Below are 12,095 nucleotides of genomic sequence, written 5' to 3' on the forward strand. Positions count from 1 at the left end.
CAGCGAAACGATGGCGGACAGGGAAGAGCAAAAATTAACAGTACTTACGGAAACAGATAAGGGACAGTAAAGAAGTATTGCGGAATGGTGCGCTCTAGTGGACTCGAACCACCGACCCCCACCATGTCAAGGTGGTGCTCTAACCAACTGAGCTAAGAGCGCATCAGGATGCAGAAGAAATGGTGCGTCCGAGTGGACTCGAACCACCGACCCCCACCATGTCAAGGTGGTGCTCTAACCAACTGAGCTACGGACGCACTGGTGCGTTCTAGTGGACTCGAACCACCGACCCCCACCATGTCAAGGTGGTGCTCTAACCAACTGAGCTAAGAACGCTTTATTATCAGTCTGCCTGACAACGGGGACGAATATTAGCGGCAGCCGGAGATTCTGGCAAGGGGAAATACGGTTTTTTACTGCTGACTGCGCAGCAACTGCGCGATAAGCGCTGTTTTTAATCAGTGGGGAGCAGGGCTCCCCACTGATCAGTGTTCGGCACGCTGTAATATGATTGCAACCGGCAGACGCTGTACCCGTAAAATACGCCAGATCATCATGATCGCGGCCGCAGTTAGGCCGAGAATAATGCCCCACCAAAAACCTGCCGGGCCCATACGGGGTACCAGCCAATCGGTCAGGCCCAGCAAATAGCCTACTGGCAGGCCTAACAACCAATAAGCGACGAGGGTAATAAAGAACACTGAACGGGTATCTTTATAGCCACGCAAAATACCACTGCCAATAACCTGCAGGCTGTCAGAAACTTGGTACAAACCTGCCAATAGCATCAAATGAGCGGCCAACATGACTACCTGCGGGTCATCATTATACAGTAGGGCAATTTTCTCGCGGAAAATGAGAGTCATGCAAGCAGTCATACAGGCCAGTAACAGGCCGGTGCCTTGACTGGTCCAGGCGGCCATGGCGGCGCCATGGGTATTACCTTCGCCCAAGCAGTGCCCGACCCGGATGGTGGCCGCTACGCTCAGTGACATTGGTAGTACAAACATCATTGAGGCAAAATTGAGGGCAATTTGGTGGCCGGCCACATCGACAATGCCTAATGGCGACACCAACAGTGCCACCACCGCAAACAGCGTAACTTCAAAGAACAGCGCCAGCGCCACCGGCAGACCCAACGAAATCAGACGTTTTAGGATATGCCGATCCGGCGCAGAACGTACCGTCAGGTGCTGAATATCACGCATCGAAGGCATCCGTTTCACCCACCAGCGCATGCTGAAAAACATGACCCAGAATACTGATGCGGTAGCAATCCCACAGCCAACTCCGCCTAGGGCAGGCATACCAAAATGGCCATAGATAAAAATATAGTTAAGAGGGATATTACATAATAGCCCGATAAAGCCCAGCACCATCCCCGGGCGCGTCTTGGATAAGCCTTCACACTGGTTACGCAACACCTGAAATAACAGGTAGCCGGGTGCTCCCCACATCAAGGCATGCAAATAACGCCCAGCCTTGGCTGCCAGTGCGGGGTCGATAGAGGACACTTTTTCCAGCACTGCCCCGGCAATGGTTAATACCACAATCACCAGCACCGATAAAAATAGAGCCAACCAAGTAGCCTGGTGTACCTGATAAATCACTTTATTACGTCGTCCCGAGCCATTCAGTTGCGCCACAATCGGTGTCAGGGCCAGCAATAAACCATGGGCAAACAGGATCACCGGCAGCCAGATTGACGTACCGACCGCGACGGCGGCCATATCGGTGGCACTGACAGAACCGGCCATAATCGTATCGACAAATCCCATCGCAGTTTGCGCTACTTGGGCGAGAATGACGGGAATGGCAAGCGCCAGCAGTCGCCGTGCCTCAGTAAAATAGGTCTGCACACATACACCTGTATTAATTATCGTAGTGACGGAAGGGAAAGCAGGATCGTCGCCTAGTGTAACGGGCTGACAAAACTAAGCAACCAGAGAAGTTTAGGAGCGCGAGACTCCTGTCATTAATCCGTCAACAGCAGCAGGTGGCTGTGATATTCTGAGGTAAACAGTAAGGGAGAAAAAAGTTATGTTTACCGGTATTGTACAGGGCACGGCAGAAGTGGTGGCCATCGAAGAAAAACCGTTATTTCGTACCCATACGCTGCGCTTTCCACAAGAATGGTTACCGGGGCTGGAGATTGGTGCCTCCGTTGCGCATAACGGATGCTGCCTGACAGTCACTGCGATCGACGGTGATCGAGTGAGTTTTGATCTCATCAAAGAAACCCTGCGGGTGACCAATCTGGATGAAGTGACAGTCGGAAGTTTGGTGAACATCGAGCGGGCTGCCCGTTTCAGCGATGAAATTGGTGGGCACCTGATGTCCGGCCACATTATGACCACTGCTGAAATCGTCAAGGTTATTCGGTCAGAGAATAACTGTGAGCTGTGGTTTAAATTGCAAGATGCCAGCCTAAGTAAATATATCCTGCATAAGGGCTTTATTGGCGTAGATGGTTGCAGTCTGACTATTGGTGATGTCAGTGGCAGTAAATTCTGTGTGCACCTGATCCCGGAAACCTTGGAGCGGACACTGCTGGGTGTCAAAAAACTGGGTAACCGCGTGAATATAGAAATTGATACTCAGACTCAGGCAATCATAGACACCGTTGAACGGGTATTAGCGTCGCGGGAGATCAAGGCCTCGGTATCACTGCAACCGGAGTAACAGGCGCTGTAAAAGAAGGCCGCACCCGAGGGTGCGGCCTAGACATTCTTGTCGTGCTGAGTGGTACAACACCGGATTAACGAGCAACCCGCAAACCGCCATCCACACCACGGCTGAATACCACCTGCCACAGCTGAATATCACGGGCACGGAACGCGCCAGCACAGGCATTCAGGTAATAGCTAAACATACGTTTGAAGCGTTCATCATAGTTATGTTCAAGCTGTGGCCAGCTTGCCAAGAAACGTTCATACCAAGCCATCAAGGTGGTATCGTAATCGATTCCGAAGTTATGCCAGTCTTCCATCACAAAGTGCGGTTCACTGGTCTGGGCAATATGACTGACCGAAGGCAAACAACCGTTAGGGAAAATATATTTATCGATCCACGGATCAACATTAAGATCCGTATGGTTAGAACCGATAGTATGAAGCAGGAAAATGCCGTCAGGCTTGAGATTACGGGCGACCACATCGAAATAAGTGGCGTAGTTTTTCGGCCCGACATGTTCAAACATACCGACAGAGACGATACGATCAAAGGAACGATTTAGGTCACGGTAGTCCTGCAATAGGATAGTCACATCGAGATCTTTACAGCGTTCCTGCGCCATTTTCTGCTGTTCGGCAGAGATAGTGACCCCATAAACACTGACACCGTAATGACGGGCTGCATATTCGGATAATCCACCCCAACCACAGCCGATGTCCAGCAGTGACATGCCAGGCTTCAGTTGCAATTTACGGCAAATCATATCCAACTTCGCTTCCTGTGCAGCCTCGAGGGTCGTCGCCTCTTTCCAGTAGCCACAGGAATACTGCATATAAGGGTCGAGCATCAGACTGAAGAGATCATTACCCAAGTCATAGTGTTCTTTACCGACAATCCAGGCACGTTTTTTAGACTGAAGGTTAGTGAAACGGGCAGTGGCGATGCGTAACGTATCTTTAAAGTGGTGCGGTAGCTGTTTATCAAGCTTATTTTTGAGCACCCGATAAAAGAACTGGTCCAGCCTGTCACATTCCCACCAGCCGTCCATGTAACTCTCACCTAAACCGAGAGATCCTTCCTGCAATACACGCTTGAAAAAATCAGGATTTTTAACCCGAATATCCCAAGGGCGATCGCCATTGATGGAGATATCAGCCATAGCCAACATTTCAGCGGCAATGCGATACCAATGATTTTCCTTAAGGCCGACTTCTGCTACACATGATGAACTCATACGCTTTTAATCACCTGTTCTATTTGAACCTGAAAAAAGAATAGTCAATTTTCTATAGTTCGTGAGTAAACTCACAAAAAACGTGCATTTATGATTTTGAAAAGCAGAGGATAGAGTAAAAATCTACAAAATAGGCGGTGCTGTATACACCTTAAAAATCTTATTATGATAAGTGTGACTGAATTATTATTTTGTCACTAAAGTGATTATAAGCCTGACATTATGAATGTTCAATGATTGTCAGTAAGTCAGCTAAGAATGAAGAAAAATTCATCCTTAGCTGCAAGAAAAGGGAAGGGGAAAGACTAAGTGCGGTTTGAGAAATCTTTTTGCTGACAATACCCATACAGGGCCAACATAACGGTGACACCCATTGCACAGACGGTGGTCACAAGGGTTGCCTGTGGCTGTGAAGAAACGAACAGGCTGAACAGAAAGCACAGTCCCAACTGCAGGGTATTCTGTAAGGCAGCGGCTTTACCACTCACCCCAGGGAAACGGGACAGCGCCGCAGAGACCACGATCGGGTAGATAGCACCGTTGGCCATCGCTAAGCCGCAGAACGGGATCAACAGACCAGCCAAAGAAGGCTGCCCGGCAAGTGCATCTAGCATAATCAGCGCGATACTGACGCCATACATGGCCAGCAGCCAAGGCAAAAGCTGACGGCTAGAGAAACGGTTCATCAGCATGCGGCAGCCAAAGCCCCCCGCTAGAAAGGTCAGTGTTTGTGGCAGATAGCTCAGTCCAATATCGGCCGGTGACAGGCCAAGGGCAGTCAAGATAAATGGCGAACCGGTCAGCCAGGCAAAGAAACTGGCAGAGCACGCTGCATAGAGGGTCACATTTCCACGGTAACCTTTATCTTTGAGCAGTTGCAAAAAGCTCACATCAGTATCCGCCGCTACTCGGTCTGTGACCGATACATCCTGTTGACGAGGGCGGGGTACTCGTAGGGTGGCGGCCATCAGCAATAGGGTAATCGCGGCCAGTACCACAAACACCGAGCGCCAGTGATAGTGCTCTAATAGCCACGCACCTAGCAGCGGAGCCAATGCCGGAGAAAGCGCAACCAGAGGCATGACCGTGGCGAAAATTTTCTGGCGTCGGTGTGCAGGATAGTGATCCATCACTAGTGACTGCCAACTGACGGCGGCTGCACAGACCCCAAACGCTTGGACGAAACGCCATATCAGCAACATCAGCGGCGACGCTGTCAAGCAAACAGCCAGACAGGCCACTGTAAAAATCCCTAAGCCAGCAAGTAATACCGGTTTCCGGCCTAGGCGATCGGATAACGGCCCCCAGAACAGCTGACCGCAGGCAAATCCGGCCAAAAACAGGCTCAGACTGGCACTGATTGTTCCCGCGCTGGTGGCTAAGTCCTGTTTCATTGCATCAAAGGCAGGTAAATACATATCCGTTGCGAGAAAACCCAACATACTCAGCAATGCCAAGTAAAAAAGGAAAAGAACCGGATGTCTCATGACATCTCCTGTGTGAAAAAATTTGCCACGAGTGTAAAAGGGTGCACAACCGGTTGTGAACCGGTAATATTTGCTATCCGCTGTGAAAAAAATTGAAAGGTTATTATGTGGTCAGAGTACGCCCTGGAAGTGGTTGATGCGGTGGCACGCAATGTCAGTTTTAGTGCTGCGGCTCGGGAGCTTCACCGCGTGCCGTCAGCCGTCAGTTACACCGTCCGGCAATTGGAAGAATGGCTGGCAGTGCCGCTGTTTGAACGTCAGCATCGCGACGTGGTATTAACGCCAGCGGGTGAGCATTTTGTGCGGGAAAGTCGTACTATTATCAAAAAAATGCAATCCACGCGTCATCAGTGCCAGCAATTGGCAAACGGCTGGCGGGGGCAGTTGTCGATTGCGGTAGACTGCATTGTGAAAAGACCGCGTATGCAACAACTGGTGCTGGATTTTTACCGCCACTTTTCGGATATCGAACTGCAGATTACTGAAGAAGTCTTTAATGGTGTATGGGATGCACTGGCGGACGGTAGGGTAGATATGGCCATCGGTGCCACCCAGGCGATTCCAGTCACAGGACGTTTTGCTTTCCGCGATATGGGACGGCTTAACTGGCGGTGTATTGTCAGCGCGGGCCACCCGCTGGCCGCTGAAGGCCAGCCCGGCGAAGAGTTGATCAGAGCTTGGCCGTCACTGTTACTGGAGGATACCTCACGAGCGTTACCCAGGCGCATCACTTGGACATTGGATAATCAGCACCGTATGCCGGTCCCTGATTGGCAGACGGGGCTAAATTGTGTCAAAGCTGGACTCTGTGTGGCGATGGTTCCGGGGCACCTGGCGGCCCCGTTACTGGCGGCGGGTGAGGTGACAGAATTGCAATTGCCTTCGCCCTTTCCGGAAAGCCCTTGCTGTGTCAGTTGGGCTGAGGAGCAGATGTCTCCGGCTCTTTCCTGGATCCTCGATTATCTGGGAGATACTGATACCCTGAACCAAGAATGGCTCAGGGAGGATAAAATATTCAGCGGCGGTAATCCATAAACGGACCATCTGCTACCGAGCGGCGTTCAATTAGCTTAGGATACACCTCGATGGTCTGCGACTGTTCACGCTTATTCACGATACGGTCAAATAACATCTCCAGTGCTTTTTCACCGAGCTCTGTTTTTGGCTGGTGGACAGTGGTCAGTGCAGGGGTAAAGTAACGGGAGTTGCGGACGTTATCGTAACCGATAATGGAAATATCCTGAGGCACCCGTAAACCGGCTTCATCGGCAGCGCAGAGCGCCCCCATCGCCATGATATCGCCGCCACAGAACACTGCCGTTGGACGTTGTGGCTGGGCCAGGATCTGCTGCATGGCCAAGTAACCGGATTCCGGTTCGAAATCACCTTGGACTCGCCATTCATCACGCAAGGTGATCCCCGCTTCGCTGAGGGCTTTGAGAAAACCAGAAAGTCGTCCGCCCCCGGTGTTACGTTCCATCTGGCCGGGGATACATCCTATATCGCGGTGACCACGATCGATGAGATAACGACCTGCCATGTAGCCGCCTTGGAAGGCGTTATCAAGGATAGTGTCAGTAAAGTCACCGCGTTGCACGCCCCAATCCATTACTACCATCGGGATATTACGATTCTCTTCCAGCATCTTCAGCAGATCTTGCGGATACTCGGCACACATCACCAGCAGGCCATCAACACGCTTCTGCGCCATCATCGACAGGTAAGCGCGCTGTTTGGTGAGATCATTATCGGCATTGCCAAGGATCAGTGTATAGCCGTGAGCGAAACACTTTTTCTCTATAACTTCGATGATTTCTGCGAAATAGGGTGCTTCAAGAGAGGTCGACAGCAGACCAATTGTTTTGGTGTTATTGACTTTCAGGCTACGTGCCACCGCACTTGGGGAATAGTGCAATTCATTAATAGCCTCCCACACAGCTTTACAGGTGTTTTCTGCCACAAAGCGGGTGTGATTAATGACATGTGAAACGGTAGTGGTGGAAACCCCGGCTCGCTTCGCCACGTCTTTAATAGTTGCCATCTGCTGGTTACTCCGGTTTGTAATGATTTATCATCAGGTTAATCGTTTGCGTTGCACTAATCACCGGCAATCATCATTAAAAAACATGGGAAGCCGGCAGTATCTGACCCGAAAAGGGCTGCCGGAAAGCGCTGGAAAACTCAGCAGAAACGGCGGTTGCGCAACAAAGGGGGCTAATTCTAGCAAGGGTAGCGCAATAAAACGAGATTTTTGCGCAACTCTGTGGGATTATAGCAAAAACCACACAATAAGTGCGCCTAAAGGAGGCATTATGGATACTGACCTGAAATTCGCTCTGACGACGGTTGTGGCAGTGCTGGCAATGATTTGTGCGTTCAGCTTTACCGCTGTGATGCACTGATAGCGGCGCTTAGTCACCGTTGACGAGTCCTGATATAGATTGACAGTTTTCTGACTGTAAAATGCCTGATGAACTTCATCGGGCGTTTTGTATTAACTCAGCTTTTTGATATGCCTGTTTTAGCTGTTCTTTCAGTTCTCTGATTTTTTGTTCAGGTGTCAGAGGTATGTTTATCTTAGCCACGGACAGTCTCCTCTTAGACCTGGGGTTCCAGTCAAGCCGGCCGTATTTACGCAACCAGGCAAGAACAGTGGAGCGTCTCTGGATACCATATCGTTGCTGAGCCTGTTTGTAGGTCATTTCGCCTTTTTCAACCTGCTCAACAACCGCTATTTTAAAGGATAGAGGATAATCTCGTTGGGTGCGTTTGAACTCTGCCATCATTACGTTCTCCGAAATTAAATCAGGAACGTGTCGACGCTATTCAGGACGGGCTCAGCGTACGGTGCCGGGGGTCATGACTCGACGGGCTCCGATATAGTGGCTCTGCCAGTATTCATTGCTGAGAGCACTGATCTTGATATCTTCACCGGTGCGTGGCGACTGAATGAATCTACCATTACCTAGATAGACGCCCACATGGTCGGCGGCACCGCGGCTATGAATACGGAAGAAAACCAAGTCACCTTTTTCCAACTGATTGCGTCTAATCGGGGCCGCATCGCGCAGATGATACATGGCGTTAGCGGTACGCGGAATGCGGAAATTGACTAAGTCTTTAAATGCATAGTAGACCAAGCCACTGCAATCAAAACCAGTATGTGGCGAGGTGCCACCCCACTGGTAAGGCTTACCTAACTGATCCATCAGTTTTACCATCGCTGTCTGGCGAGCTTTTTGATAGCGTAATTTGTGAACTGGACTCATGCGGATTGCGGTCAGTCGGGCAGAAGGAGCGGGTTGCTTATTCTTAGCAACACGGCGGTGGCCATAGGTTTTGGCTGATACCTGGTGACGGGAGGCAATACGATGAACTTCATGACGGGACTGATGTAACTTTGACTGGCGGGAGCGTGTCACTTCTCTGACTCGGTGGGTCAGGGGTTGCCGAGTTTTGTGTCGGGAGCTGATCGCTTTAACAGGTTTGCGCTTTCGCCGCTGGTCTTCGGTGACAGTTTTACGCGCCACCTTATGATGAGAGGCGTTAACCTGTGAGCGCGGCGCGGCTTCCGCGACATTAAAGAAAAGTTGTGCAAAGGCAAGCACGAAAAGCGTTATCAGTAGACGCATAATTGTCAGGTTACAGGTTAAATGCCCCATATAAAAACAGGACAAAATTAAAAAATAACATCTGACCTCTCAGCCAGTCCCGAAAGGCATTCTAATCCAGTTTTTCTGCAAAAGTTAAGGTCTTTTTATCAGAATCTGTTACGAGAAGTTTTTTGCGGTAAAAATGAACATAAACAGACAATTAACACACCAGTTTTATATGTTTCTCTTATCTTTCCCTGTTGACCATGAGGGACATTTTAACCGCTGATGCGATGCAACAACGGTTTTCCCTGTTAGTTTAAAATGTCATTTTCATTCCGAAGGCGTTCTCGCTTACAATACGTAGACATGTCGTTACGTTGTGAAGGAAGTAAAATGAGCACGTTAGAAAAGATCCAGACCCAGATTTCAGAAAACCCGATCCTGTTGTATATGAAAGGGTCTCCGAAGCTGCCAAGCTGCGGCTTCTCTGCCCAAGCAGTTCAGGCACTTTCTGCCTGTGGTCAGCGTTTTGCCTATGTCGACATTCTGCAGAATCCGGATATCCGTGCTGAACTGCCGAAATACGCGAACTGGCCGACCTTTCCACAGCTGTGGGTCGAAGGTGAACTGGTTGGCGGCTGCGACATCATTATGGAAATGTATCAGCGCGGCGAACTGCAGCAACTGATCAAAGAGACTGCAGACAAGCATCCAGCTGCTGAATAAAGGCTGCGGTGATCGCAAGAGATAAAAATGCCCGCTGACCCGGGCATTTTTTATGGCAGATGATAACCACCACCGAGGCGTTAGTTTGCCTGTTCAGAGTCTAGCGCCGGAGCTTTATCCGGCGCTACTGGCTCGGGAAGTGGCCAACCACCCAGGCGCTTCCAGCGATTGACTAGCTCACAGAATAGGGTGGCAGTCTGTTGCGTGTCATACAACGCAGAGTGCGCCTGATGACTGTCAAATTCCATACCTGCTGTTTTGCAGGCCTTGGCCAGCACGGTCTGGCCAAGCACCAATCCGCTGAGCGCGGCGGTATCAAAGGTGGCAAATGGGTGAAACGGATTGCGTTTCAGGTGGCTGCGTTCGGCAGCTGCCATCACAAAGCTGTGATCAAAATTGGCATTGTGCGCCACCATCACTGCCCGGGCGCAGTCACTGTCTTTCATGCCTTTACGTACCATTTTGAAAATGGCATGCAGGGCATCATGTTCGCTAACTGCATTCCGCTGTGGATCGTCAGGATTTATTCCCGTGAAGGCCAACGCTTCGGGGTGAAGGATCGCCCCTTCAAACGGTGTGACATTGAAATGCAGGGTCTGATCCGGCTGCAGCCAACCCTCATCGTCCATCTTCAGCGTGATAGCAGCAATTTCCAGGAGGGCATCAGTCCCGGCGTTGAAACCGGCGGTTTCCACATCTATGACGACGGGAAAAAAACCACGAAATCGTTGGTTCAGGGCATTCGGTGAGGAAGTGTCGGGCATCAGAATCTCGTTGAGCGGGAATATCTGGCGATAGTATCGCAAAAAAAATACGGCGTTGCAGTAGGTGAACTTGGCTGAGGGCAATACCTGCCCTCAAAGGGCAGGTAGAGGATCAGTGGCCGAGTCCTTGACCTGCGTGTTTATTCTCAATCAGTTCAATCTTGTAACCATCTGGATCTTCGACAAAGGCGATAATGGTGCTGCCACCTTTCACAGGACCGGCTTCGCGGGTGATATTGCCGCCGCTCTGGCGAATACGTTCACAGGTGGCAGCAACATCATCAACGCCCAGGGCGATATGGCCGTAGGCATCACCCATATCGTAGGAAGAAACACCCCAGTTATAGGTCAGTTCGATGACCGCACCTTCGCTCTCTTCGGTATAACCGACAAACGCCAGCGAGTATTTATATTCAGTATTTTCACTCTGACGCAGCAGTTTCATGCCTAAAACACGGGTGTAGAAGTCTAGCGAGCGTTGCATATCGCCGACACGCAGCATGGTGTGAAGTAAACGCATATCGTCCTCTTAGGTTTCAGAAGTCAGTCCATGACGGCTGACAGGGTGATAAAGATATTTAAGTGTAACAGGGAAAACGTCTGCGGTAATCTCTGATTGAAGAGAAAAGGGTGACTGCTGTCTAGTTAGGTAAAACGGCGAGCCGAACGGCTATACTTAGCGCAGGTAACCGTCACCTCGACTCAGTAGGCCATTACCTGTTACCCCGAGTCAGAGGATTTTGGAGATATCCATGGCAGAACAACTGGAGTTTTTCCCTGTCCCGAGTCCCTGTCGCGGCATCTGCCGGACTGACAATAAAGGCTATTGCGTTGGTTGTTTCCGCAGCCGTGAAGAGCGTTTTCAGTGGATGTCATTCAGTGACACTCAGAAACGTAATATCCTACGCCTGTGCCAACAGCGACGATTGCGGCGGCGACGGGTCAGCAACGAAGATGGTCAGGACAATGATCAGCAACATTCGTTGTTTTGAATGCTTCCGCGCAAAGCCGATTGCTTGCTTTTTATACTCACGGTATAAATATCGGCCTAATTTGTCACGTTATGCATCGCTTATTCACTGTCATTTCATCAGGAGTTTGTAATTAACCTCTGAAAGCCGCAAAATAGTCAACTGACAATAGATTTGATAAAATACTAATAATAAGGGGGATTATATGGAATCGTCATTGGGCACTGATTTGGCCCGGTTGGTACGTACTTGGCGTGCAGTCATTGATAACCGTTTAAAACCACTTGGCCTCACCCAGACATTGTGGGTAACGCTGCACAATATTAGCCAGTTACCGCCGGAGCAGTCTCAGATCCAGCTGGCGAAGGCCATCGGTGTAGAACAGCCTTCTTTAGTAAGAACCCTCGATCAATTGGAAAAGAAAGGTCTAATAAGCCGTACGCCTTGTGCGGAAGATCGACGGGCCAAACGCATTACCCTGACAGACAAAGCCACACCGGTTATCCAAGAACTGGAAGGGGTGATTAATCGCAGCCGTGAAGATATCCTTCAAGGACTGTCTGATACTGAGATCAATACTATGATCAGCCTGATCAGCCGACTGGAAAAAAATATCAGCGAACTTCAGCGTAATGAAGGCTGAG

Annotated in this window: 13 protein-coding genes, 3 tRNA genes and 1 pseudogene; 6 read left to right on the plus strand and 11 right to left on the minus strand. The window is 50.1% G+C overall.

What is annotated here, in order from left to right:
- Positions 1–85: 85 nt before the first annotated feature.
- From DW47_RS0107755 to DW47_RS0107770, 4 genes are all read right to left on the minus strand, one after another.
- Positions 86–162, minus strand: a tRNA-Val gene (locus DW47_RS0107755).
- Positions 163–180: 18 nt separating this feature from the next.
- A tRNA-Val gene (locus tag DW47_RS0107760) sits at positions 181–257 on the minus strand.
- A gap of 2 nt (positions 258–259) precedes the next feature.
- Positions 260–336: transfer RNA gene (locus DW47_RS0107765), tRNA-Val, on the minus strand.
- 149 nt (positions 337–485) lie between these two features.
- The gene (locus DW47_RS0107770) at positions 486–1,859 is read right to left on the minus strand and encodes an MATE family efflux transporter (protein WP_029685834.1); all 1,374 of its coding nucleotides are present in this window, start codon (positions 1,857–1,859) and stop codon (positions 486–488) included.
- A gap of 181 nt (positions 1,860–2,040) precedes the next feature.
- Here DW47_RS0107770 and DW47_RS0107775 point away from each other — a divergent pair, with 181 nt between their 5' ends.
- On the plus strand, positions 2,041–2,682 hold the full coding sequence (locus tag DW47_RS0107775) for a riboflavin synthase (RefSeq protein ID WP_029685835.1): 642 nt from the start codon (positions 2,041–2,043) through the stop codon (positions 2,680–2,682).
- Positions 2,683–2,758: 76 nt separating this feature from the next.
- Here DW47_RS0107775 and cfa read toward each other — a convergent pair whose 3' ends face one another.
- Together cfa and punC are read right to left on the minus strand one after the other, a co-directional pair.
- Entirely contained in the window at positions 2,759–3,907 is a 1,149-nt protein-coding gene (gene cfa / locus DW47_RS0107780) for a cyclopropane fatty acyl phospholipid synthase (protein ID WP_029685836.1), read from the minus strand.
- A gap of 305 nt (positions 3,908–4,212) precedes the next feature.
- Entirely contained in the window at positions 4,213–5,394 is a 1,182-nt protein-coding gene (punC, locus tag DW47_RS0107785; protein WP_029685837.1) for a purine nucleoside transporter PunC, read from the minus strand.
- A gap of 105 nt (positions 5,395–5,499) precedes the next feature.
- Between punC and punR the strand changes: the two genes are divergently transcribed.
- Positions 5,500–6,429, plus strand: coding sequence for a DNA-binding transcriptional activator PunR (gene punR / locus DW47_RS0107790; RefSeq protein WP_029685838.1), 930 nt, complete (start codon positions 5,500–5,502; stop codon positions 6,427–6,429).
- On the opposite strand, the gene purR is transcribed toward punR, so the two are convergent.
- Positions 6,410–7,435 carry an HTH-type transcriptional repressor PurR gene (gene purR, locus DW47_RS0107795; protein WP_029685839.1) on the minus strand — a complete coding sequence of 342 codons (1,026 nt, stop codon included), beginning with the start codon at positions 7,433–7,435 and terminating at the stop codon, positions 6,410–6,412. The two genes, punR and purR, sit on opposite strands and share 20 nt — an antisense overlap.
- Positions 7,436–7,706: 271 nt before the next feature.
- Here purR and cydH point away from each other — a divergent pair, with 271 nt between their 5' ends.
- On the plus strand, positions 7,707–7,796 hold the full coding sequence (gene cydH / locus DW47_RS17480; RefSeq protein ID WP_161606694.1) for a cytochrome bd-I oxidase subunit CydH: 90 nt from the start codon (positions 7,707–7,709) through the stop codon (positions 7,794–7,796).
- 87 nt (positions 7,797–7,883) lie between these two features.
- Here the strand turns inward: cydH and DW47_RS0107805 are convergent.
- A pseudogene (locus tag DW47_RS0107805) lies at positions 7,884–8,180 on the minus strand (helix-turn-helix domain-containing protein); the annotation flags it as partial.
- A 51-nt stretch (positions 8,181–8,231) separates the two neighbouring features.
- Complete coding sequence (locus tag DW47_RS0107810; protein ID WP_029685841.1) at positions 8,232–9,026, minus strand: C40 family peptidase; 795 nt, start codon at positions 9,024–9,026, stop codon at positions 8,232–8,234.
- A 357-nt stretch (positions 9,027–9,383) separates the two neighbouring features.
- Between DW47_RS0107810 and DW47_RS0107815 the strand changes: the two genes are divergently transcribed.
- The gene (locus DW47_RS0107815) at positions 9,384–9,716 is read left to right on the plus strand and encodes a Grx4 family monothiol glutaredoxin (protein ID WP_029685842.1); all 333 of its coding nucleotides are present in this window, start codon (positions 9,384–9,386) and stop codon (positions 9,714–9,716) included.
- Positions 9,717–9,796: 80 nt separating this feature from the next.
- Here the strand turns inward: DW47_RS0107815 and rnt are convergent, their stop codons facing one another.
- The gene (gene rnt / locus DW47_RS0107820) at positions 9,797–10,480 is read right to left on the minus strand and encodes a ribonuclease T (RefSeq protein ID WP_029685843.1); all 684 of its coding nucleotides are present in this window, start codon (positions 10,478–10,480) and stop codon (positions 9,797–9,799) included.
- Positions 10,481–10,592: 112 nt separating this feature from the next.
- Positions 10,593–11,000, minus strand: a complete 408-nt coding sequence (gloA, locus tag DW47_RS0107825; protein ID WP_029685844.1) for a lactoylglutathione lyase — start codon at positions 10,998–11,000, stop codon at positions 10,593–10,595.
- 232 nt (positions 11,001–11,232) lie between these two features.
- Here gloA and DW47_RS0107830 point away from each other — a divergent pair, with 232 nt between their 5' ends.
- Positions 11,233–11,472 (plus strand): DUF1289 domain-containing protein, encoded by a 240-nt coding sequence (locus DW47_RS0107830; protein ID WP_029685845.1) that lies wholly within the window; start codon positions 11,233–11,235, stop codon positions 11,470–11,472.
- A gap of 184 nt (positions 11,473–11,656) precedes the next feature.
- Positions 11,657–12,094 (plus strand): transcriptional regulator SlyA, encoded by a 438-nt coding sequence (gene slyA / locus DW47_RS0107835; RefSeq protein ID WP_029685846.1) that lies wholly within the window; start codon positions 11,657–11,659, stop codon positions 12,092–12,094.
- Position 12,095 lies beyond the last annotated feature (1 nt).

The organism is Tatumella saanichensis, assembly GCF_000439375.1.
In the GTDB taxonomy this organism is placed as follows: domain Bacteria; phylum Pseudomonadota; class Gammaproteobacteria; order Enterobacterales; family Enterobacteriaceae; genus Tatumella; species Tatumella saanichensis.